Below are 22,498 nucleotides of genomic sequence, written 5' to 3'. Positions count from 1 at the left end.
GAGCTGTAGTCTCCTACAGCCCGTCAGATCATACTTCCATAATAATCGGCAGGACCATTGGGTGTCTCCGCGTCTTTTGTGCCAAGTAAGGTGTGAGGGTGTCTGAAACGAGTTGTTTCATCTCCGACCACTTCATCTGCTTATTGGACAATCCTTGTTCGACGGTTTTCTTCAACAATCGTTCGCCATCACGAATCAGACTACCTGATTCACGCATGTAGACGAATCCACGTGAGATGATATCCGGTCCTGAGACGAGTTTGCGCGTCTTGCCATCGATGCTGATGACGACGACAACAAGTCCATCTTCAGACAGAATTCGGCGATCCCTTAATACTATATTCCCGATATCACCAATTCCATTCCCATCAATATACACAGCGTTCGCAGAAATTTTACCAGTGACCGCAGCCGACTCCGAGTCGACAGCAAGCACTTCGCCATTATCCATAACGAAACTGTTCTCTTTCGGGATTCCAACCGATTCAGCAAGCTCAGCATGCTTTTTCAACATACGGTACTCGCCGTGAATCGGCATGAAGAATTTCGGATTCAGAAGACGAATCATCAACAACTGTTCTTGTTGCGAACCGTGACCTGACGTGTGAATGTTCGTCAACTTACCGTAGACAACATCCGCTCCCGCTTTATACAACTGGTCAATCGTCTTCCCGACCGAGATGGCGTTACCTGGGATTGGAGAAGAAGAGAAGATGACCGTATCCCCAGGAATGATTGACACTTGACGGTGCGTCCCGTTCGCAATACGACTGAGCGCTGCCATTGGTTCCCCTTGCGATCCGGTACAAAGAATCGCGATTTCATTCGGGTCGTAGTGACGCATCTGATTCGCCTCAATAATCATACCCTTTGGCACGTTGATGAAACCGAGTTCTTGTCCGATCGTCATGACTTTCTCCATCGAACGACCGAAAATCATGAGATGACGACCTGTCTCGGCACACGCATCGACCACTTGTTGCAAACGATAGATGTTCGATGCGAACGTCGCAAAGATGATTCGACCGTCCGCTTTCCGGAACGTCTCACTAATCGTCCCACCGACCACGCTCTCACTCATCGTGAAGCCTTCCACTTCTGCATTTGTTGAATCGGACAAGAGACAAAGTACGCCTTCTTTTCCGATTTCCGCCATCTTGGCAAGGTCTGCCGGCTCGCCTACCGGAGTGAAGTCGAACTTGAAGTCACCGGTATGGACGATGTTCCCTTGTGGCGTCTTGACGACGACACCGAGTGAGTTCGGAATCGAGTGCGTCGTGCGGAAGAACGAGATGCTCGTCTTACGGAATTTGATGAGTGAATCCTCATCAATCTCATGGAGCTCCGCCTCACGAAGCAACCCATGCTCCTCAAGTTTAACTTTGATCAATCCGAGCGCGAGCTTCGTCGCGTAAATCGGCAATTGCACTTGCTTCAATAAGAATGGAATTCCCCCGATATGGTCTTCGTGACCGTGAGTGATGAATACCCCTTTTACTTTGTCCTTGTTTTTAATCAAGTACGAGTAATCAGGAATCACATAGTCGATTCCAAGCAAGTCATCCTCTGGGAACATGATTCCCGCATCGATGACGATGATTTCATCTTGGAATTGAACAACATATGTGTTCTTCCCGATTTCTCCGAGTCCGCCCAATGCGAACACGGCTGTTTGGTGGTTCTTAACAAACTTCATTTAATCTCTCCTTACTTCAATTATTAATACATCTATGTGAAACATAAGTGATTCTCGAATATGCCCGTAAGATTCTTTTTTCATTATAGCTCATATCATGACAATATTTCACTAACGATGTGATATTCGTGGTAGTTTCCCTATTTCGTGTTATCCTTTTAGTGGGTTCAGAAAACATATTTTTTTAGATAAAGAGAAAGAATGGTGAATCAAATGGAAGATCAAAAGGTTGTTTTCTTCGACATTGACGGCACGCTTTTACATGAAGGTAGTTATATCCCGCCTTCCACGATTTCAGCGATTCAAGCACTTCAGGCAAACGGCGTCGAGACGTTCATCGCGACGGGACGAGGACCGGCCATGCTATCCGACATCCCAGAACGTGTCGGGATTGATAGTCTCGTTTGTTACAACGGTCAGATTGTCGTGCACAAAGGTGAAATTGTCTATCGTAACACGCTCTCGAAAGATGCACTCGGTCGCTTGACGACGCACGCTTCTTCAAATGACCATACACTCGTCTATTTGGGTCAGGACCGTGGTGGTGCTTCAAGACCGAATGACGCCATCGTTGAACAATCGCTCGGCGAACTCGACATGCCGATCCCTTCATTCGAACCGAACTTCCACGCAGAAGAGGATGTGTATCAGACGTTACTGTATTGCACGCCTGAAGACGAGCATCATTACATCAATGCTTATCGTGAGTTCGATTTTATCCGTTGGCACCCTCATGCGATGGACGTGATCAATAAAGGAGCCAGTAAAGCAGACGGCATCCGTCACTTTATTGAGACCAACGGCTACCGTCTGGAGAATACGTATGCTTTCGGAGATGCATTGAACGACTTGGCCATGCTTCAGTATGTAGGGACAGGAATCGCCATGGGCAATGGTCGCACCGAAGCGAAAGACGTGGCGGATTTCGTCACGAAATCCATCCTTGAAGATGGGATTGAGTACGGCCTAAAGGCGATGAAGCTCATCTAAAAAAAGACCCTCGGAGTCAAACCGTCGAGTTGGATCAATCGATTCAACGATCGCGGCATCGCTCCAAAGGTCTTTTCTTTTATCTCGAACGAAGAGTGCGCTCTAGTCTATCCAAATCGGTATCCTTCCCAATGATGATCAGGATATCTTCCGATAAAATCATCTCATCCGCTTGAGGAGAAATCAGAACATCGTCATCGCGACGAATCGCGACGATGTTCACCCCGTACTTCGCTCGCAAGTCCAAATCGATGAGGGATTTGTTCGATAACTTGTCCGATGCTTTAATTTCGACAATCGAATGTTCATTCGATAATTCGAGGTAGTCGAGGATACTTTGGCTCATCAATCCATTGGCAATTCGAACGCCCATATCACGCTCAGGGTGGACGATGTTATCCGCCCCGATTCGACGGAGTACTTTTTCATGGTAATCGTTCGTCGCCTTGACCGTGATGATTTGGACACCGAGTTCCTTTAAAATCAACGTCGTCAAAATGGAAGCTTGAATATTCTCCCCGATGGCGACGATCACATGTTCAAAGTTACGAATCCCTAAACTCTTTAACACATTCTCATCTGTTGTATCGGCAATCACGGCATGGGTTGCCAATCCCATAAACTCATTGACACGTTCCTCATCTGAATCGATGGCGAGGACGTCATATCCATTTGAAGACAATTCTCGGACGATCGACCCTCCAAATCGTCCTAACCCGATGACTGCAAATTCACCTGTCATGATGCTACATCCCTTTCCTACACATGTTCTCTTCTTGATTCTTCGTTCAGTGTAACTGATTCCACTTCAAAACTCTATATAAAAAACAAAACGGGATTCCCTTTAAATCAAGGAAATCCCGTTCTTGCCATTATGCTTTTCCACTCGAGCGTTTCCCTCGTACGTAGTCGTTGTCGAACAAGAACAAACGGAGCAAGAGATAGAGCGCCGGAACGAGTAGGAGCAACCCTAAGATGAATACGATGACAAGTGCCACCGCCATCGACTCGTTGACGACACTTCCATTAATGTCGATATACGGATACAGGATGTATGGCAAGTGAGAGTATCCGTAGCCGAACCATGCCATGAAGAACTGACCCATGACCATCAAGAAGGCAATCCCGTAATTTCGTTTCATATACACGAAGGAGACGGCGATGACGAAGAACAAGAAGCTCATCGCAAACCACCACCAGTTCCCTCCTAGGATGCTTTCGTAGTGCCACGCAGCTTGTGACTTCAACCCAAAGAAGACGAGACCCGATGCGATAATTGTCGGGACGCTCCAAAATAGAGCCCATTTCCGAACGAGTTCGACGGCATTTTGGTCACGTGCCTTGTCCGCATAGAACAAGAGGAACATGGCGCTAATATAGAGGACGGAGACAATCGCCAAGATGACGACCGTCCACGAGTAGAAGTTGGTGAACAACTTCGCCCCGTCAAAGAAGACACCGTTCTCTGTCTCCGTGATGAAACCACCTTGGCTGACAGTTAAGACCGTCGACATCGAAGCTGGGATGAGTAGTCCCGTCGCCCCATAGAGGAACATATAGAGCGTGCTTTCCTTTGACCCATAGTTAGCGAACGCATAGAAACTACCACGAATCGCAAGCAAGATTAACACGACAGACGCTGGAACGAGCAAGGCCGTACCATAGTAATAAGCAGTGTCCGGAAAGAATCCGACAATCCCGACAAAGAAGAACACGAAGAATACGTTCGTCACTTCCCATGTCGGTGACAAATACCGTTTGACGAGACGGTTCACTAAGTGATCACGTTTCGTATAGCGGCTATAGAAAGCGAAGAAGCCTGCACCGAAGTCAATCGATGCGACGATGAGGTAGCCGTATAGAAACGTCCATAAGACGGCAATCCCTAATTCTTGAATTTGCATGTCATACCCTCCGATCACACTTCATCCGCAAACATCGCTTCACCACGATGCTCGGATTGTTTTAGTTCTTTTCCTACCGGATTCTCTTTGAACAGGCGTGATAGGACAACCACAGTCACTGTTCCGAGTACCGCGTAGAGGATCGCGAAAGCGACAAGCATCCAACCGACGTTCGCTGATGTCGTAGCTGCCTCACTCGTACGCATCAACTCATATAACGCCCAAGGTTGACGACCAAACTCTGCGAAGAACCACCCAAACTCAATCGCCGCCATGGCAAGAGGTCCACCGGCTGCAATCGCAAAGAGCATCGGCTTGCTGAACTGGTTCAAACGTTTAATATAGCGTCCGAGTACGAACAGGAAGGAAATGAGCGCGAGAAGCATCCCAATTCCGACCATCGCATCAAATAGATAGTGAACGAAGAGCGGCGGTTGATCTTCTTTCGCAAATTCATTGAGACCCGTCACTTCATAGTTCGGGACACCACCTGCAAGAATAGAGAGGGCGTAAGGAATCTTCAAGGCGCCTCGAACTTCATAGCCACCTTGCCCATCATCTTCTAACCATCCGCCCAAAATCAATTCGGCCTCGGAGGAGGTTTCGAAATGCCATTCTGCAGCTGCTAATTTATCTGGTTGATACTTAGCCAAATATTTACCTGAGAAGTCACCGACGAGCGCTGTCGCGATCGCAAAGATCAAAGCGACCGTCATCGTCAGACGAAGACCTTTCTTATGATACTCGATTGACATCTTGTCGAGTTGATTTCGGCGTTGACGTAACAACTGAACGGCTGCGATCGCAGCTAGAATGAACGCGGATGTTAAAATAGCCGAAGTCAACACGTGTGCCATTTTCGTCGGCATGGCCGGACTGAACATCGCTTCGAGCGGGCTGACATTTGCCAATCGACCATCGACAATATCAAACCCTACAGGCTGGTTCATAAAACTGTTTACCGTTGTGATAAAAAACCCTGAAAACAATGCACCGACGGCAACCGGAATCCCGAGAAGCATGTGGTGCCACGGATTTTTAAATCGATCCCACGTGTACAAGTAAATACCAAGGAAAATCGCTTCAAAGAAGAAGGCGAACGTTTCCATGAAAAGCGGGAGCGCAATCGTTTGACCCGCAACGCGCATCAAGTTCGGCCATAGGAGTGAAAGTTGCAGACCGATGGCCGTACCCGTCACAACCCCAACCGCTACCGTCACGACATAGCCGCGCGACCAGCGTCGAGCCATGAGCGTGTATTTCGGGTCTTTTTTACGAATTCCTAAAAATTCTGCCAATAAAATTAAAAGTGGAACCCCGACGCCGAGTGTGGCAAAAATCACATGAAAACCTAATGTGAGTGCCGTCAATGCTCGACTCATCAGGACAGGATCTTGAAACATCTATTGATTACCTCCTATCTCTCTCTATCGCTTCGAACCCATGTATGAAACGACAATCACAGATGAATACCCTTCGATACTTACATCATAATGATTTTATATTGCGCTGTAATGTCTCAATGCTCGAGTTCGCAAAATGTTCACATTTGAGCAATCGCCACAAAATCGTCGCTTTACATGAATAAATCTTTCCCTTTTTCTCACTCGTTCACTCCTTTTTGGGCACACTAAAAGCGGACTCAATCGAGACCGCTTCGTGTTATTGAATCATGACAGTTCGGAAGTAATGGTCGAAAAGATCGATGGCCACTTCGATCGAACGTTCATCCGGGTTGAGTGTCGATTGATGGAGTCCAGACCCCATATCGTTCACTCCTAACCAAACCATAAATCCAGGGACCTGTTTCAACATATATCCAAAATCCTCACCCGTCATGGCAGGGACACATGTTTTATAAGAATAGCCGATCTCTTCAACCGCTTCCTCGAATTGATAAAGATAACGTTCGTCATTGACGACTTCGTGATACCGATTGCCGAATTCAAGGTCGATTTGTACGTTATACGTCATCTCGACTCCGGCGATGATTTGACGAATCCGGCTTTCAAGCACGACCATTTCTTTATCAGACAAGGCGCGGACCGTTCCATCCAGTTTGGCCGTATCAGCGATGATATTTTCTTTCGTTCCTGCTGCGACTTTTCCGATACTGACGACCGCACTTCCCATCGGGTCAATGTTACGAGACACAATCGTTTGCAGTTGCATGATGAGAGCGGCCTGAACGATGACAGCGTCAATTCCCGCGTGAGGGAAAGCACCATGCCCCCCTTTTCCATGAATGGTGATATGGAGCTCTCGCGCACTCGCGAACAACACGCCCGGTCGTGAGGCGACCATGCCGACAGGATATTCAGGCGCGACATGTAAGCCGAACAATGCATCCGGACGGAAGTGATAGAACAATTCTGATTTCGCCATCGGTTCGGCACCACCCGGTCCCTCTTCGGCCGGTTGGAAAAAGACGACAAGGTGATGGTTAAGCGGTTCCTCGACCGCTCGTTTAATTAATCCAAGTGCGATTGACATGTGCACATCATGTCCGCATGCATGCATCATGCCTTCATGAATCGATGCGAACTCTAGCCCCGTCTCTTCCGTGATGGGCAGTCCATCCATATCGGCTCGATATCCAATCGTCTTCTCACCGACGAGACCATCTACCCGGACGAAAAGACCTGTTCGCCAGTGCGTGATATGAACACGTGACGAATCGAGCGATCGAATCAATTGCTCAAGTGTCGCTTGTGTTTTGAACTCTTCATATCCGGCTTCCGGAATTAAATGCAGCTGTCTTCTCGCTTCAATTGCCCAATTCATAACTCAGTCTCCTTCGTAATTTCTTCGACGATTTTCCAAAACGCCTGGACTTGCGCCAGCTCCAACATCGATTCTGTTGAAAGCATCCACGTGTCCCGGACGAGCGGCACGCCACCCGACGACGTCAATGGAGTCTTATTCATCTCGTTCACATCTTTGATGGTCGATTCCGGAAGAATCGCGAACCCGATTCCGTGTAACGCCATCTGTTTGCATGTTTCGATTTGGTCGACGACCAGCGTCGTCAGAGGCGGGCTCGAAAACCGTTCCTGCCACCACTCTAATATTTCCTGGTAATACGTCGAGTCGCTCTTGAATTGAATAAACGAGCGCTCGTTGTTTTTTAGTTGAGAGAGGTCGGTCATTTTCAGATCGACCAAATGCAAGGAATCAGAGAACAACTTCATCCGTTCCCCTCGCCAATCCGGATTTCCTCGGATGATTCCGATATGAAAATTCTCTTCGAGCATGTAACGCATCATTTCGCTCGACCATCCGGTGACCAATTTGACACGGACGGACGGATAGCGTTCGACGAACGTCTTCAATACCTTGGGTAGCCAATACTGTCCCATGATGGAGGCGACGGCAATTTTCAACGTCCCGTACACTTCTCCTTGGTTGGCCGTCAGTTCGCCCCTTAGTTCTTGTTCTTCACTGTACATCTTTTTGGCGAACTCGATGATTTTCTCTCCATCTGGCGTCAATGCGAGCCCTCTTGTGGAGCGAACGAAAATCTTCTTCCCCCACTGATGTTCGATGGTTACGAGCCGTTGACTGAGCGCTGGTTGTGAGACAAACAATCGCTCGGCTGCTTTACGCATATTCAATTCTTCCGCAAGAATAATTAACACTTCTACTTCCGAAACTTGCATCACGTCACCTGTTTCTCTATCGTTTGAAAGATTGTATACTGAATAAGTATTTGTTTCAATGTATCATATCATGTTTAATCATCAATTTGATTGTTAGGAGGAAATCTGATGCAACGTCATCATTTCGCCTTTATCGTCGCGACCGTCGCGACGCTCGGCAGCCTTTATTTTTCAGAGGTCATGCTCTTTTTACCTTGTAAGCTGTGTTGGTTCCAACGCATCTTTATGTATCCACTAGCCATCTACTACCTGACTATCATGTTGACCGCACGAGACGTCAACCGCTTGTTCGTAGGGATTATGGCCGGTGCCGGATGGTGTATCAGTCTGTATCATGTCATTTTAGAACGGATCCCGAATGGTGAAGCCTTCTGTACGAACGACTGCCTGATTCGTTGGGTCAACTATTTTGGATTCGTCACCATCCCACTCCTCAGTTTCATCGCTTTCACCTGCATCCTGATCATTCAGTTCATCCCACTTAAAAAAGCGTGAGACAACAAAGGAGAAGCTGTCTCGAGACAGCTCCTCCTTTTTTCATTGCCACCATTCGTCGTACAACGAGGCAGGCATATGATGCTTGTGGCGTGAACGTTTGAAAATCGTCTCGATTCGCTCGGCGATTGTCGGATCGATTGTCTTCCCTTCCAAATAGTCGTCCAGCTGATCATATGTCATACCGAGCGCGACTTCATCAGGTAGTCCAGGGCGCCCATCTTCAAGGTCGGCCGTCGGCACCTTATAAATCACACGCTCATGCGCTTCAAGTTCATGGAGAAGTGCTTTCCCTTGACGTTTGTTCAAGCCGGTCAACGGCGTGAGGTCACAAGCTCCGTCACCATGTTTTGTATAAAATCCTGTCACATATTCTGCGGCATGGTCCGTTCCGACCACAAGGGCACCGAACGTTGCCGCAATGTCGTATTGTGCCTTCATCCGCTCACGTGCCTTCGTGTTCCCTTTATGGAAGTCACTCAATTCGAGGCCCGTTGCACGGTGAAACGCTTCTACCGACGCGTCAACAGCAGGCTTGATGTTGACAGTGAACGATTTGTCCGGACGAATGAACTCAAGCGCAAGTTGCGCGTCATGCTCATCGTGTTGCTCACCATACGGCAATCTGATTGCATAAAATGTATACTCGTCACCCGTTTCTTCTCGAAGCTCTTCCATGGCGAGTTGACATAGCTTTCCGGCAAGGCTCGAGTCTTGCCCGCCTGAGATCCCTAAGACGAGTCCTTTCGCACCAGCCCGTTTCACATATGCTTTCAAGAAGTCGATACGTTGACGAATTTCTTCTTTCGGGTTGATGGTCGGTTTGACATGTGTTGATTCAATGATATGTTGTTGCATGGATTACCCTCCCACTATGCTCTCATTTTGCTTTATTGTCTGATAATCCTTATACCCCGTCAACTAGCGTCTCAAAAAGAAAGACGGAAACAACAGTTTCCGCCATGGTTTTATTGAACTTTAAATGATGTGACCTCTCCACCGATTGGTGTCATCTCTAAGAACAATGGTTGATCTTTCGCCGGTGCTTCATCGAGCAATACCCCAAACGAGAAACCACCGCCGGTCACTTCGGCTGCACCTTGAGCGTAAACATTATGTCCGTCTGATACAGACCACTCAAACTCGACCTCATCCGTATACCCGCTCACTTGAATCATCGTGTCATTCAAGTCAATTTGTACATCACGGAACGCGCCGTCCGACTGCGGCTCTGTTGCAGGCGTTTCTTCCGGTGTTTCTGACGTACCTTCATCCGGAGTTTCTGTTGTAGCAGATTCAACGGTGAACGTCGTCTCATCTGTCACAGCAATTTCAGGTGCCCCGTCAACTTGACCGAGCCCAATCACTTCGACCGAATATTCGCCTGGTTCTAATGTCAATGGGAAGACTTCGTCGAATACTTTTTTATCATTCGCTTCCCACTTTTCCTCAATTACAGATTCTGTGAACATATAATCACTTCCGTAATCAAATACGGTTTGATCCCCTTTTTTGACAACTAACTGAAAACGTTGCGACGAATTAAACGTTACATCGACTGCTTCCTCATTTGGGTTTGTCATCGAAATCGTAGCTGATAACGTTTTTGCCGACGCATCGTATGCCATTTCCGTGTCGAGCGTCAATGGAGCCGGTGGTTCAGACGAATCACTGTTTACTTGACTCGGTTTCGCCTCTTCTTTCCCACATCCCGCTACGACTAATAAGATTGCCGTCACTACGGCGAGCAACCAAGTTTTCTTCATGAATCCCACTCTCCTCAACAAAATAAAAAACGTCTATAGCACTAGTGTATACAATGTGCAGACGTTTGTAATGATTTTCCTTATATTATTTACCTTTTTTACGAAACTTTAGTTTGTTCCATGTATTGTTGCCAACCGGTCATGAACAATGAATCTGCGATATCGAGATCAGACCGGACTTGAGCCGTGATAGAGAACGTCTCACTGTGCATCGACTCAAACGTGACGACCATCGTTTCTCCTACTACTTCCTTATAAGCTACAAGTTCAGGCGTTTCTGCAAACAATATCATAAGTATGGCTCCTTTGTTCATCTGTGATAAACCTAGTGTACCAATCTTAAACCAAGATATATGTCCTATCGTTCGACAGCACAACAACGACATTTTACCTATTGTCGAAACGTCTACATCAAATGTTAGTCAATTGGGGAAATGTGCATATGATTTCATGAAAAAAAGGAGCAATCCGTACTACAGACGCTCCTCTTTACCTTAAATTGTAAATCAATTTGATTCAATACATGTCGAACGAAATCTCATTTCGACCGATTCGAAATTTGTTGCCATACTGTCCCGAGTGCTGTCTCGCCGCTCGTGATCCGCTCTTTCGCAAGTCGCGCTTGTAAAGAGACCTCGAACTCGCGGTCTTCCTCCGCAATCGACAAGGCAGGTACAGCCCGCTCATCTCCACAATCGAATAAGAAACGAGCCGCTCGCCAACGTACGAGTTTGTTTTTATCCTTTAACGCCTCAATCATGGAAGGTTGGGACTGAGGTAATGCCCAGTCGGAGACCGTATCCCCAGCCGTCCGCCGCACAATAGGAGAAGCGTCCACTAAGGCTTGTTCGATATATGTGACATATTCCTCACGTCGCTCTTCAAACATCCCGATCATGACGACCGCCTGTCGACGGATTGCCATCACGGAATCTTCCAAGGCACGACGGAAATAAGGCATGTTTTCATGTTGGATTTCGAGTTCATCCAAGAAGGCCATCCGATCTTTCCAATTATCCGACTGCAGATGGTTCGCGTTCGCCTCGAAATCCGCTTCACGACCAAACGCCCGGGCCACGATCCGCTCGATGCGCTCTTCAGGATACGCCGCTTCCAATTCTTCTTGTGCGACGACACTGACTTCATCCAATTCACCATAGCGTGGGGCTTGTTCTACCCAACGACGGTCTTGAATGACATTCTTCACTTGTGCTTGAACTTCCATCGCTGCATCGACGAATCGTTTCGACAATCCGATTCGTTTTTCCTCGTCCCCTTTGACGAGTTTTAATTGCATCGGTACATCGAGCACGAATTGGACGGATACATGGACCGGTTCATAGTCCGTATCCATCTTTGTGGATTCGACTTCCTCAACTTGTTCCCCGAACGCCCGTCGGATCTCATTCATGACGTCATGCCAATCATGTTTCGGATGTCGCTCGACAGCGAGAAAATCAGACACGGCGTAAACGGATTTGACGCCTCGAAGCCCGATGATTTCTTGAATGATGGCTGGGGCATCCGTACTCGCTTTGTCGTACGTTGTGCCTCTCCCTTCAAACGGAGGGTCCACAATGATTTTCAAGTTATTCGGACTTGGTGTCGGTTCGATTGCTACTAGTTTCATCCTCATCACCTCACTCTTCATCGTGACGAAAATGACAAAAAAACGCAAGCGAGTCGCTTGCGTTCAATTAACCATCTATTTACTTAAAACAACGCGATAAACTGTTGGAGTGAATACGTCGTCCCATCCACAGTAAACGTGTCGTCCTCTGAAATCGGTTCAAGGAAGAAACGTTTTTCACCATCTTCTTTCACGTAACCAAAAATATGATTGGATTGATAGAACAATTCAACAATCGTCATCCGTCCAAATGTCATCCCATCGTTCATTACCGCCCGATCACCCAATTCGCCGCCATTGTACAGTTCGATGTAAGTTTCCATTTTGGTGTCGCTCCTCTTGTGTTTGTTTTCACAATTCCTTTCTATCAAACAATATGAGCGACTTCAAGTTATTTTTTTGCGTTACGCTTCCAAAACTCAATCCATTTACGATATTCCAATAATGTTTTGTTGATTTGATTAATCGACTTCTCATCATGCAACCCGCTATCATCAATCTTTTCTTTACAATGCGTGATGAAAATTTCATTTCCCGGTAAAACATTTGCACGATTTGTGGCAAATACTTGTCGGAGATGGATTTGGCATCTGGCGGTTCCAAGTATGCCCGGCGAGGCCCCGGCGATCATGACCGGTTTATCCCGAAGTGGCGTTCCCGGCTCGAGCGAAAGCCAGTCGATTGCATTCTTCAGGACGCCCGGGATGCTATGGTTATATTCAGGCGTGACAATCAATAACCCATCAGCTTCCCGAACAGCTTGCTTCAATGCGGCCACAACTTCCGGTTCATCCGGATCAATCAAATCGTCATTGAACAGTGGAAGTTCGATGGAGACGACTTCAATGTCGAAATCCTCTTGAGCCAGTTCAATGATCGAATGCAAAAGAGCGGTATTGAAAGATTTCTTGCGAAGACTTCCTGACATAGCGATTAATTTATACTTTTCCATGTTCTACCTCCCGCATCCATTCGTTCACGATTTTCGCTTCTTCTTCAGGGGCTTCCATCATCCCCATATGACTGAACGGAACGATTGCTTTCGTATGTCGTGACGCACCTAAAAACGCCCGCTCTTCATTCATATTCGGGTCTTTTGAGCCGTAAATGAATAGGCCGGGGAGGTCAGTCGTTTCGATGGTGTCCACTTCGTCTTCACGATCGCGGATTGCCTGTTGCGCGTTCACGATTCCCTCGACCGTCATTTCATATCCGATTGCGATCGCTTGTTGGATGAGCGCCGGGTCGGAATCGCTTGAGAAGACATTTGGAATCATTCCGTCAATAAACGGCTCGATCCCTTCTTCGATGACTTGATGGATGTCACCGTTTCGCTTTTCCCGCGCCGCTTCTGTATCAGCGGCCGCCGTGGAGTGAATCAATCCAAATCCCGATATTTCTGTTCCATAGCGACGCACGAGGTTAGTCGTCACATAGCCTCCGAAAGAATGCCCACATACGAGCGGACGGTCAAGACCCCGAAGACGAATTTCTCCGATGACCCAGTCCGCAAATTGATCCATCGTTTCTGGTCCCACGTCCGTCCCGGCATGACCAGGTAATGTGAGCGCGTGAACTTCGGCATTCAATAACGGTTCCAACTGTTCAAAGTACTTTGGAGAACCGCACAGCCCATGTAGCAATACGAGTGCTTTCATATCATCGAGTGCTCCTTTTCTTCCCATTCTGTTTTGAGTAGCCGATACATCGTCAAATCCATGAATCGGCCATGGCTATATGCATAATCTTGTAGAAGTCCTTCTTCAATAAATCCCAATTTTTGAACGAGTCGATTCGACCCTTCATTCCCTGGTGCGACCAACGCAGAGATTCGATGAAACTTGAATTCTTCAAAACCGTATTGGATGACAGCTGAAGCAGCTTCGAAAGCCACCCCTTGTCTCCAATAATGAGGGGAAACCTCAAACCCGATTTCGGCGCGATAGTATTGGGGCGTCCAATTATGAAATCCAATCGTTCCGACCAATTCGTTCGTCATCCGATCGCATATCGCCCAACGAATGGCCTTCCCTTGCTGAAATTGATCCTTAAAGTAAGCGATCACGTTCTTCGCCTCATAGACGGCAAGCAACGGGTCCGACCCATAATATCGCATCACTTCCTCAGTGGATAAAATGGTATAAAGTGCTCTAGCATCACGCGGTTCTAGCTCTCGCAGGATAAACCGGGGCGTAGCGAGCTCAGGAAAACTACGTTTTAATCCCCACATGTGGAACCCGCCTTTCCTATTCGTTTCCTCAATTATACTTCTATTTTCCCAAATGTATCGAACTCAACCCTCTGGTACCGTCTCAAGATGGCAGAAAACACGTGTTTTTGCTACTATAATCGTAGTATGTCAAACTGAGGGGATACCATATGTCAAAACAACTCTTTTATTTGAAGCAAGACCGGGACGTCCAACGCTTCACACTGCATGGTGTGACGTTGGCGGATGTAACAGAAGCGCTTTCCGTGACGAGACCGATGATTATTTGTCGAACGGACATCAAAGGGATGAGACAATCCTCGAGGTCGCGTTTCCGTTATATTGAAGCGCACGAACTATCTTCGTTCTCGTCTAAGTATTTGAATAACCAAACAACGTTTACAGCGATCGATTTTCCGGACTACAATACGCTCGAAACGCTGTCCGATCATGAAATTGCAGAAATCTTGTTTTTAAGTCATATGGAACGCGGAATCAAGAAGCCGTTCTTGGATTCGCTCGATAATGAGATTGTGTTCTTCAATGAAGCAAACGATCGACATAGCAGTCTTTATATTCGCGATTGGTCGACAATCAATCGTTTCGTCCAAAACATGTTGCAAAGTAAACTTGATCGTGACATTCGTAACATCAGTTTTGTTCCGATTCCACTTCCCGTCATCGATGAATTACTCGATTTGGCACCTCAAGGTCTGATCATCGATTTCGATCATACGAAACGCAGTTTGTTTAATCGACAAATCGTCATCTCATTCTATGTAGCGGGCCGTTATGAAGACATGTCTGTTCTTGAAGAAGACTTCGATGCGAAGAAAGAATCCATCGCCTTAAAAGGGCAATTGTTGTACCGTCGTCGTACATGGCAGATTGAACGATTATAAGGTCATACATGCAATGAATAGTTGTGAACCTCTGGAAACGAGGTTCTTTTTTGTTATTTTCAGACCGATTGTTTCAACCTTATGCCTATACTGGACAGGGTTGAACGCTATTCTTAAAAATTGATAACAAATTGTCTTAATTTTTTGTTAAATTAACACTTTTCTTTTTCGAACGAGGCGTTATACTAGGAATAACCTTCTGGAGGAATGGAAGGCAATATAGAGAAAGCGAGGTGAAAATCTATTCATCACGCGATGGATAGATACACGAAATGGAACAACTGAAAGTACAAGGAGTCTCATCGTTCACCAAGTTTGCGACGAATGGAAAAATGCTGAAACTTAAAGATGCTCACGCAGGGGAACAACGCATTTCACTACAGGATGCGACGGATATTCAAGTCTCTCTGCTCGACGAAGACCATTCGCGCTTCACTATATTTGGTCACGCTCACCCTCTTGTGGAGCTGACCCTTCCTCACAACTCTTGTGAAGTCCTCTATGCTTGGTTACTACACAAGATGAAACGACAAAAAATCAAACTCGCTTCAAACGCTTAAACAAAACAAGGTCTGCTCTCCATTTGGGAGGCAGACCTTGTTGTTTTGACTGAAGTCATTTCATTCCTTCGTCTCTTCCAATGATGAATTCGTCGTGACCGGGTTTCTGCGATAAATCGTCACGCCACCGTGCTTGGCCTCTCCTACTACTTGAAAGAGCCAACCTTTCTCAATCAAAATGGTTCGAACGGATAAAAAGTCTTCGCGTGGTACGTTCACTTCATCCACTTGTCCGTCCAACAATTGCTGAAATGTCTTTTCCCAATCAGTCATGTTGATTCTCCTTACGTAAGTCTTCATCATGCATCCATTCGAACAGGCGTCGTCCGGATTCTAAGCGATCCGTCTTATCTAACAATGTTGCCGGGACGATCCGCGTCGCATCAATCGACTCATCACCGGCAAAAGCGACTGGTTCATTCGTCATCTGTTCAATATATTGAAGTGCGAACAATAAAATCGATTTTTCTGTATCCAATCCACTTTCCCGTAGCACAACATCAAACGACTCATCTCGTTTATTGTCCACTAGTAACGTCCGTCCCCCGTCGAGGAGAGCCAATGATGGCACAGCATCGACATGAAATACTTCATATGCGCGATAGGTCTGCTCATCACACAGTAAAAGGGGAACAAAGCGACGTCGGCTCGTCCATTTCTTTAACTGAAACAAAATTTTCATCGAGGTGAACCACGTCGCCCCATCTCGATCTTTTTCCACTAAAATTGTGGGAACTGATGCCTCATCCGCTTCTTTTTTTTGAACGAATAACCATTTTTCTACATCTACCACAACGATCAAGCCGTTCTCCTCCTTATGATCCATTCAGACAATGCAATCATCGTCAACGCAACGAGCCAACCGCCGAGCACATCACTAAAGTAATGAACGTTCAAGATGACACGGCTGAGCGAAACCGCAAGGACGAGGCACAAGAGAATGAAGATGACGACTTTCGACTGTTTCTTTCGATACAGTACATAAGCTGTCAATCCATATAGGGCCAGCGACCCTGAGGCGTGTCCACTCGGAAAACTGTATGTCGTTGCATCGAGGGATGCATCAATGAGCGGTCGATCGATTCCGTAGACGAGCTTTAGCACCTGGGTAAACAGGAGTGTCCCAATTCCAACGAGCGCTAGTCGCCACGCTTCGATACGGTCCCCGCGCCAATACCAAAACAACAACCCTAATATGGAGAGCCCCACAATGACCTGTGCACTCCCGAGCTCTGTCACGTAGGCAAACACTCGATCCGGTAGCGGTTGTAACCATTCATATACGAATGTGTTCATCGGATCGACCGCCCCTAAAACGACAAACACCGACACGATCACATAAGCGACCGTCCCGGTGATGACCACCATTTGCGGTGTCCACTTCATCAATACAACCCTTTTCTTTCACGCATCTCTTCTTCTCCGAAATCGACCATATCTCGCAATCGGTGCGCCAATCGTCCTGAAGCGTTGGCAGCGATGGCACCGACGAGATCGTCCATGAACGTATGGACTTGTCCATCATCCATCTTCGTGTCGAGTTGTTTGATGATACCGATTTTTGCCTTGTCTAAGTATCCGAAAGTCGTAACGGCAATCGAACCATATGTGTTGACGGCACCGATCGCAATCGTCTCGTCCACTCCAAATAAACCTTCGTCTGAGGCGATAATCGACAGAAGCGGTTCAGATAATTGGCCTTTTTCAGCCAACATGTCGAGCTCTGAACCAACAAGAATCGCATGTTGTAGTTCACGTTTGTCAAGAACCGCCTCGACAGAATCCATACAATCTTTTAAAGAAAGATGCGGCGAGTAAGGTGCCTGCATCTGGTATACGATTTCAGCAATCGATTCAATCGTGACCCCGCGTTCGAGCAAACGAGCACGAGCCGCTTCTCGGACGTCACGTGAGTGTGGTACGTGTTTCATAATAGGCGCAGGATCGAAATCCCGCTTCACATCCCTTCGTTCAGAGAGTCATCGTCTCTCTATATGATATAACCATTATACTGAAAAATTGAAAAAAGACGAACCCTGCTTTGACTTCCCACATTAAATCGGTCATCATTAACATGTAGGTTAAACGATTAAAGGGGGAAGAGGAATGAAGATTGGGGTAGTCTTATTTCCGTCTAAACAAGTGCAAGATTTTGCGAACTCTTATCGAAAACGCTATGACACAAAATATGCGTTGATTTCACCTCACGTGACCATTAAAGAGCGGACAGAGGTGTCAGAAGAAGACTTGCCGAAAGTACTCGAGTACTTGCAACAAGTTGCGGATTCGACTAAACCGATTCAGTTAAAAGTCGATGGCGTTCGGTCTTTCGCACCGACGAACAATGTCTTGTATTTAAAAGTGTTACCGACACGTGATTTGTCGACTCTTCAGCAACGACTGCATGAAGGTGTGCTCAACCAAACACCGAAATATGAATTCTTGCCGCACATCACGATTGGTCAAGATTTGACCGATGCCGAGCTGTTCGACGTCCTCGAACGTATGCGTATGGAGCAGGTTCATTTCGAAGAGACGATCACTCGTATGGCCGTCATGTATGAACTCGAAAATGAAACATGGAACGTCTATGAGACGTTCCGTTTCCGAGGCTAACCTTATATGCTCCGGTCGACATAGCGACCGGGGTTTTTTTCTTGCTCTTCTTCAAGCCATTCTTCACGTCGAGGTCGGATTCGTTGGACACGTTTGATTCGTGTCACCGGTTCGATGCTTGCTCGACCTGATGGCTGGACTTGTCGGTTGACGTATTGTACGACAGTAAAATCAATCTGATAGGGACCCATGATCTGACCTCCTTCATAGGTCCTTACCCGATTTATTCACGAGGTAATACAAAAATGGCGCATCACTGCGCCATACCCCAAACTTATAAAATATGGTATCCGCTATCTACGTGAATGACTTCGCCGGTCACGCCACTTCCCATCCCCGAGAGGAGGAAGAGGCCTGTCGAAGCTACTTCTTCCGCCGAAACGTTTCGACGCAATGGCGCCTTCTGTTCAAGCTCAGAAAGGATACTGTTGAAATCACCAACCCCTTTGGCTGACAATGTACGAATCGGCCCCGCCGAGATAGCATTGACACGCACACCATGTGGACCGTATTCGTTCGCCAAATACTTGACGCTCGAATCAAGTGCCGCTTTGGCGACACCCATCAAGTTGTAGTTCGGAACGACACGCTCGCCGCCGAGGTAAGTGAGTGTGATCACCGAGGCGTCTTGTGCGAAGTAAGGCTTCGCCGCTTTCACAACTGCCGTCAAACTATATGCTGAGATGTCTAATGCCTGCGCGAACTGACCACGTGTCATTTCTGAGAACTCACCGCGCAATGCTTCTTTGTCAGCAAATGCGATCGAATGCGCGATTCCTTGAATCTCGCCCGCTTGTTCGTGAATCGAACGGAATGTTGAATCAATCGCTTCGTCATTCGTCACATCACACTCAAGTAGAATCGCTTCTTGCTTCAACTCACTTGCGAGTGACTCGAGACCTGATTTGAATCGTTCTGCCGCATACGTTAATACGAGCTTCGCCCCTGCCTCATCAAGCGTTTTGGCAATAGCCCATGCAATCGAGCGCTTGTTGGCAATCCCCATGACGACGTACGTTTTATTCGTTAATGTTGGAAAAATTGACATCATAAACTCCCCTTTTTAGTACCTGGTGATAATATCTGTCCTCAGATTACAGAAAGGTTTCTGTTTTGTCAACCGACTCGTTACGTATTGCGATTTTTTTAAGTTGCGGTAAGATAAAATACGTATAGAAAGGGTGATTCGACTCCGTTATGAACCGTATACAATCATATTTTAAAAGTTTAGATACGACACTGTTGACCATCGTCTTCCTATTGATGATCATCAGTCTCGGTGCAATCTATACCGCTCAACCGATGTTGCCAACGCGACTTCAACATATCAACTTCGCTCTTGAACAAGGCATTCGTTATGTCATCGGCTTTTTTGCGATGTTCGCGATCATGACGATCGAATATGAGCAACTCCGGAAAATCCATTGGTACTTATACGCATTCGGTCTACTTCTGCTCGTCGGTCTGATTCCACTTCGTGACACGTCGCTCGTGCCGAACATCAATGGGGCGTATGGATGGTATAATGTGCCTGGCTTCAGTTTCCAGCCGGCCGAATTCATGAAGCTCTTTTTACTGATTTCCATGTCGACTATCGTCTATGAGCACAATAAACGTTATGGCTCGTCACAACTCGATACGTGGCTCCTCGTGAAATTGGTATTAGTGGCCATCCCGCCGCTCGGTCTGATTGTGACACAACCGGACTTAGGGACCGGGCTCGTCTTGATGACGATGCTCGGCGCCATCATCATCGTCTCGGGAATCGGTTGGAAGTGGCTTCTCGGTCTCTTCAGCGCCGCGGCTTTGACCATCGGCACGTTCATGTATCTGTTCTTTGCCCATTTCGAAGTCTTGCAAGCGTTCGTACCTGGACATGCGCTCAACCGCTTCAAGGCCTGGATATATCCATACGAATATTCAGATGACTTGGCATTCCAATTGATCAAATCACTACAGGCGATTGGTTCTGGACAGATGTTCGGGGCGGGATACGGTCAAGGACTCGTCTATTTACCGGAATCTCAAACGGACTTCATATTTGCTGTTATCGCAGAACACTATGGGTTCATCGGCGCAGCTCTCGTGATCATCGTCTTCTTCCTATTCCTCTATCGGATGATTCACATTGCATTAGAGTCTAGTAGCGCGTTCGGAAGTTATATCGTCACCGGCGTCATCGCCATGTTCACGTTCCAGGTGTTCCAAAACATCGGTATGACGATCGGTGTCTTGCCAATCACCGGACTCACCCTTCCGTTCGTCAGTTACGGGGGGACAGGGATTATCATGAACATGATTGCCATCGGTCTCGTCATGAACGTGGCCTCTAAATCAAAAACCTATATGTTTGATGATGATTGACAAAATCCCTCAAGGTCTAACCTTGAGGGATTTCTTTATACAGTTCGAAAATCTTCCGGAATCGGCGCCTCAATCTGAATCGTATCCCCTGTCATCGGGTGAATGAATCGCGCAGACGCGCTGTGAAGGGCGTGACGGGGCATACGAGCCGTCCCCCCATACATGGAGTCCCCAATGAGCGAATGACCGATATGACGTAAATGCACGCGAATCTGATGGGTCCGTCCCGTCTCGAGTCGAATCGTCAATAACGAGCCGCTCCCAAACGGCTGACATGCGAGGATGTGCGTGATGGCGCGTTGTCCCTCAGTTGTCACGACTCGCTCCATAATCGAGTTCTCGGCACGCCCGATCGGTGCATCAATCGTTTGTGGCGTCACTTCTTCTTCGACCAATGCCTTGTACGTACGCATCAATCCATTCGCTTTCTGAAGTTCACTAAATCGATGATGGATGAATCCGTACTTTGCAAATAAGACGACACCGCTCGTGTCACGATCGAGTCGATTGATCACATGAATCGCAGATGACAGACCGATGCGTTGATAATAGCCGAGTACAGCGTTCGCAAGTGTATCGGTCGGATGTAGTCGTGATGGGATCGTGGCAATCCCTGCCGGTTTATCGACCGCCAATAGCGTATCGTCTTCATACAGAATTCGAATCGGTCTTTCCGAAGCGACCATGTCGAGTGATGGGGATTCGGGCGGGAATCGCACGCTCACTTCATCTCCTGGTTCGAGTTCATGCCTTACGGTGCGGTGCATGCCATTCACTTCAATATCGCCTTCATGCTTCACGAGCGTGAGCATCTTTCGAGAAATGCCCATATCTTGCATTAAAAAGTCGCGAAGTGGGATGGCTTTCTCCACAACGCGACGAATCGTAAACCCTTGCATTCGTTACTTTCCTTCCTCGATGAACGATTCGCGAACTCGGCGCCAGAATGGGAAGGGCCGGAAGCGAGCGAACGTCACTTTTTCTTTTGCGACCGCGCATCGAATCGAGACGACATCCGACCAGGACAACGCTTCCTGATGGTCAAACGCCAATTCAAATTCGGTTTTCGTGTGCGGCTTGATTTTCACTTGATGGTGTTTTGGTAAGAGAAGCGGTGCGCCGATCGTTCGATATACCAGGTTGTTGATCGAAGCCATCTCGGTCACTTGAATGGCTTCAATCGATGGGTGTACGATCGCTCCACCGAGTGCCTTATTGTAGGCGGTCGAACCCGATGGTGTCGAAATACATAATCCGTCTCCACGGAACGTTTCAAAGTAATCGTCTCGAATCGATAAATCACAGACGAGCGTGCGCTTGTAGTTCTTAATCGTGCAATCATTCATCGCCAATCGACGATCGGTCTCCCCGTTCTCATAGTCAATGAGCACCTCAACGAGCGGATACGAGACCGGCTCGAACGATTCGCTCGTGATCATCTCCGTCAGTTCATCTAACTCATCCGGTTGCCAATCGGCATAAAAGCCGAGATGCCCGGTGTGAATCCCGACAAGGAGCGTTTCATCGAGTCGGTCGATGTATTTATGAAACGCCTGTAACATCGTCCCGTCCCCTCCGACCGACACTACGATTCGGGGCTCTTCCGATAATGTATGCCCGGCGGCTTGAAGTTTTTCAGTCAGTTCCTGGGCGATTTCCGCTGATCGCGTATCTCCCCTCGATACAATCGCAAACTGCATATCGGTT

At 47.3% G+C, this 22,498-nt stretch carries 28 protein-coding genes; 6 read left to right on the top strand and 22 right to left on the bottom strand.

The genetic code is table 11. The features are described from left to right. Positions 1 to 28: 28 nt before the first annotated feature. Positions 29 to 1,696: a ribonuclease J1 gene (gene rnjA / locus EAT1B_RS14210; protein ID WP_015881254.1), complete on the bottom strand. Its 1,668-nt coding sequence runs from the start codon at positions 1,694 to 1,696 to the stop codon at positions 29 to 31. A 201-nt stretch (positions 1,697 to 1,897) separates the two neighbouring features. Here rnjA and EAT1B_RS14205 point away from each other — a divergent pair, with 201 nt between their 5' ends. Next, positions 1,898 to 2,686, top strand: a complete 789-nt coding sequence (locus EAT1B_RS14205) for a Cof-type HAD-IIB family hydrolase (RefSeq protein WP_015881253.1) — start codon at positions 1,898 to 1,900, stop codon at positions 2,684 to 2,686. A 79-nt stretch (positions 2,687 to 2,765) separates the two neighbouring features. Here the strand turns inward: EAT1B_RS14205 and EAT1B_RS14200 are convergent, their stop codons facing one another. From EAT1B_RS14200 to EAT1B_RS14180, 5 genes are all read right to left on the bottom strand, one after another. Further along, entirely contained in the window at positions 2,766 to 3,428 is a 663-nt protein-coding gene (locus EAT1B_RS14200) for a TrkA family potassium uptake protein (RefSeq protein WP_015881252.1), read from the bottom strand. Between the two features lie 130 nt (positions 3,429 to 3,558). Next, the gene (locus EAT1B_RS14195) at positions 3,559 to 4,590 is read right to left on the bottom strand and encodes a cytochrome d ubiquinol oxidase subunit II (protein WP_015881251.1); all 1,032 of its coding nucleotides are present in this window, start codon (positions 4,588 to 4,590) and stop codon (positions 3,559 to 3,561) included. Positions 4,591 to 4,604: 14 nt separating this feature from the next. Further along, a complete protein-coding gene (locus tag EAT1B_RS14190) occupies positions 4,605 to 5,993 on the bottom strand; it encodes a cytochrome ubiquinol oxidase subunit I (protein WP_015881250.1) in 1,389 nt (462 codons plus the stop codon). A 259-nt stretch (positions 5,994 to 6,252) separates the two neighbouring features. After that, on the bottom strand, positions 6,253 to 7,374 hold the full coding sequence (locus EAT1B_RS14185; protein ID WP_015881249.1) for an N-acetyldiaminopimelate deacetylase: 1,122 nt from the start codon (positions 7,372 to 7,374) through the stop codon (positions 6,253 to 6,255). Next, a complete protein-coding gene (locus EAT1B_RS14180) occupies positions 7,371 to 8,249 on the bottom strand; it encodes a LysR family transcriptional regulator (protein WP_015881248.1) in 879 nt (292 codons plus the stop codon). The genes EAT1B_RS14185 and EAT1B_RS14180 overlap by 4 nt, the downstream gene beginning before the upstream one ends. Before the next feature lie 108 nt (positions 8,250 to 8,357). On the opposite strand from EAT1B_RS14180, the gene EAT1B_RS14175 reads away from it, so the two are divergent. Then, on the top strand, positions 8,358 to 8,744 hold the full coding sequence (locus EAT1B_RS14175; RefSeq protein WP_015881247.1) for a disulfide bond formation protein B: 387 nt from the start codon (positions 8,358 to 8,360) through the stop codon (positions 8,742 to 8,744). 42 nt (positions 8,745 to 8,786) lie between these two features. On the opposite strand, the gene nadE is transcribed toward EAT1B_RS14175, so the two are convergent. The 8 genes from nadE to EAT1B_RS14135 form a co-directional block, all read right to left on the bottom strand. Beyond that, a complete protein-coding gene (gene nadE, locus EAT1B_RS14170; RefSeq protein WP_015881246.1) occupies positions 8,787 to 9,602 on the bottom strand; it encodes an ammonia-dependent NAD(+) synthetase in 816 nt (271 codons plus the stop codon). Positions 9,603 to 9,712: 110 nt separating this feature from the next. Continuing rightward, positions 9,713 to 10,510 carry a BsuPI-related putative proteinase inhibitor gene (locus EAT1B_RS14165; RefSeq protein ID WP_015881245.1) on the bottom strand — a complete coding sequence of 266 codons (798 nt, stop codon included), beginning with the start codon at positions 10,508 to 10,510 and terminating at the stop codon, positions 9,713 to 9,715. A gap of 98 nt (positions 10,511 to 10,608) precedes the next feature. Next, complete coding sequence (locus EAT1B_RS14160; protein ID WP_015881244.1) at positions 10,609 to 10,803, bottom strand: hypothetical protein; 195 nt, start codon at positions 10,801 to 10,803, stop codon at positions 10,609 to 10,611. 245 nt (positions 10,804 to 11,048) lie between these two features. After that, positions 11,049 to 12,140 (bottom strand): virulence factor, encoded by a 1,092-nt coding sequence (locus EAT1B_RS14155; RefSeq protein ID WP_015881243.1) that lies wholly within the window; start codon positions 12,138 to 12,140, stop codon positions 11,049 to 11,051. An 83-nt stretch (positions 12,141 to 12,223) separates the two neighbouring features. Next, positions 12,224 to 12,463, bottom strand: a complete 240-nt coding sequence (locus EAT1B_RS14150; protein ID WP_015881242.1) for a hypothetical protein — start codon at positions 12,461 to 12,463, stop codon at positions 12,224 to 12,226. A 68-nt stretch (positions 12,464 to 12,531) separates the two neighbouring features. Then, positions 12,532 to 13,092, bottom strand: coding sequence for an NADPH-dependent FMN reductase (locus EAT1B_RS14145; RefSeq protein WP_015881241.1), 561 nt, complete (start codon positions 13,090 to 13,092; stop codon positions 12,532 to 12,534). Further along, entirely contained in the window at positions 13,079 to 13,798 is a 720-nt protein-coding gene (locus EAT1B_RS14140) for an alpha/beta fold hydrolase (RefSeq protein ID WP_015881240.1), read from the bottom strand. The genes EAT1B_RS14145 and EAT1B_RS14140 overlap by 14 nt, the downstream gene beginning before the upstream one ends. Beyond that, positions 13,795 to 14,370 carry a GNAT family N-acetyltransferase gene (locus EAT1B_RS14135; RefSeq protein ID WP_015881239.1) on the bottom strand — a complete coding sequence of 192 codons (576 nt, stop codon included), beginning with the start codon at positions 14,368 to 14,370 and terminating at the stop codon, positions 13,795 to 13,797. Before EAT1B_RS14135 ends, EAT1B_RS14140 begins: the two co-directional genes overlap by 4 nt. Before the next feature lie 149 nt (positions 14,371 to 14,519). On the opposite strand from EAT1B_RS14135, the gene EAT1B_RS14130 reads away from it, so the two are divergent. Both EAT1B_RS14130 and EAT1B_RS14125 read left to right on the top strand, forming a co-directional pair. Then, positions 14,520 to 15,251 (top strand): hypothetical protein, encoded by a 732-nt coding sequence (locus EAT1B_RS14130; protein ID WP_015881238.1) that lies wholly within the window; start codon positions 14,520 to 14,522, stop codon positions 15,249 to 15,251. Between the two features lie 272 nt (positions 15,252 to 15,523). After that, complete coding sequence (locus EAT1B_RS14125; protein ID WP_015881237.1) at positions 15,524 to 15,811, top strand: hypothetical protein; 288 nt, start codon at positions 15,524 to 15,526, stop codon at positions 15,809 to 15,811. A 60-nt stretch (positions 15,812 to 15,871) separates the two neighbouring features. Here the strand turns inward: EAT1B_RS14125 and EAT1B_RS14120 are convergent, their stop codons facing one another. Genes EAT1B_RS14120 through EAT1B_RS14105 form a run of 4 tightly spaced genes read right to left on the bottom strand, consistent with a single transcriptional unit; the run spans position 15,872 to position 17,742 of the window. Beyond that, positions 15,872 to 16,084, bottom strand: coding sequence for a hypothetical protein (locus EAT1B_RS14120; RefSeq protein ID WP_015881236.1), 213 nt, complete (start codon positions 16,082 to 16,084; stop codon positions 15,872 to 15,874). Beyond that, the gene (locus tag EAT1B_RS14115) at positions 16,077 to 16,613 is read right to left on the bottom strand and encodes a hypothetical protein (RefSeq protein ID WP_015881235.1); all 537 of its coding nucleotides are present in this window, start codon (positions 16,611 to 16,613) and stop codon (positions 16,077 to 16,079) included. The genes EAT1B_RS14120 and EAT1B_RS14115 overlap by 8 nt, the downstream gene beginning before the upstream one ends. Next, complete coding sequence (locus EAT1B_RS14110) at positions 16,610 to 17,197, bottom strand: phosphatase PAP2 family protein (protein ID WP_015881234.1); 588 nt, start codon at positions 17,195 to 17,197, stop codon at positions 16,610 to 16,612. Before EAT1B_RS14110 ends, EAT1B_RS14115 begins: the two co-directional genes overlap by 4 nt. After that, complete coding sequence (locus EAT1B_RS14105; RefSeq protein ID WP_015881233.1) at positions 17,197 to 17,742, bottom strand: phosphatidylglycerophosphatase A; 546 nt, start codon at positions 17,740 to 17,742, stop codon at positions 17,197 to 17,199. Before EAT1B_RS14105 ends, EAT1B_RS14110 begins: the two co-directional genes overlap by 1 nt. Before the next feature lie 175 nt (positions 17,743 to 17,917). Here EAT1B_RS14105 and EAT1B_RS14100 point away from each other — a divergent pair, with 175 nt between their 5' ends. Next, complete coding sequence (locus tag EAT1B_RS14100) at positions 17,918 to 18,427, top strand: YjcG family protein (protein ID WP_015881232.1); 510 nt, start codon at positions 17,918 to 17,920, stop codon at positions 18,425 to 18,427. A gap of 2 nt (positions 18,428 to 18,429) precedes the next feature. On the opposite strand, the gene EAT1B_RS14095 is transcribed toward EAT1B_RS14100, so the two are convergent. Then, positions 18,430 to 18,618, bottom strand: a complete 189-nt coding sequence (locus tag EAT1B_RS14095) for a hypothetical protein (protein WP_015881231.1) — start codon at positions 18,616 to 18,618, stop codon at positions 18,430 to 18,432. 83 nt (positions 18,619 to 18,701) lie between these two features. After that, complete coding sequence (fabI, locus tag EAT1B_RS14090; protein ID WP_015881230.1) at positions 18,702 to 19,475, bottom strand: enoyl-ACP reductase FabI; 774 nt, start codon at positions 19,473 to 19,475, stop codon at positions 18,702 to 18,704. Between the two features lie 149 nt (positions 19,476 to 19,624). Here fabI and EAT1B_RS14085 point away from each other — a divergent pair, with 149 nt between their 5' ends. Continuing rightward, positions 19,625 to 20,791 carry an FtsW/RodA/SpoVE family cell cycle protein gene (locus EAT1B_RS14085; protein ID WP_015881229.1) on the top strand — a complete coding sequence of 389 codons (1,167 nt, stop codon included), beginning with the start codon at positions 19,625 to 19,627 and terminating at the stop codon, positions 20,789 to 20,791. A 35-nt stretch (positions 20,792 to 20,826) separates the two neighbouring features. Here the strand turns inward: EAT1B_RS14085 and EAT1B_RS14080 are convergent, their stop codons facing one another. Continuing rightward, on the bottom strand, positions 20,827 to 21,690 hold the full coding sequence (locus EAT1B_RS14080) for an RluA family pseudouridine synthase (protein WP_015881228.1): 864 nt from the start codon (positions 21,688 to 21,690) through the stop codon (positions 20,827 to 20,829). A 3-nt stretch (positions 21,691 to 21,693) separates the two neighbouring features. Continuing rightward, positions 21,694 to 22,491: an NAD kinase gene (locus tag EAT1B_RS14075; protein ID WP_015881227.1), complete on the bottom strand. Its 798-nt coding sequence runs from the start codon at positions 22,489 to 22,491 to the stop codon at positions 21,694 to 21,696. Between the last annotated feature and the right edge of the window lie 7 nt (positions 22,492 to 22,498).

This window comes from Exiguobacterium sp. AT1b, assembly GCF_000023045.1.
In the GTDB taxonomy this organism is placed as follows: Bacteria; Bacillota; Bacilli; order Exiguobacteriales; family Exiguobacteriaceae; genus Exiguobacterium.
Note: the sequence above shows the minus strand (reverse complement) of the source record. Positions and strands in the feature narration are given on the sequence as shown.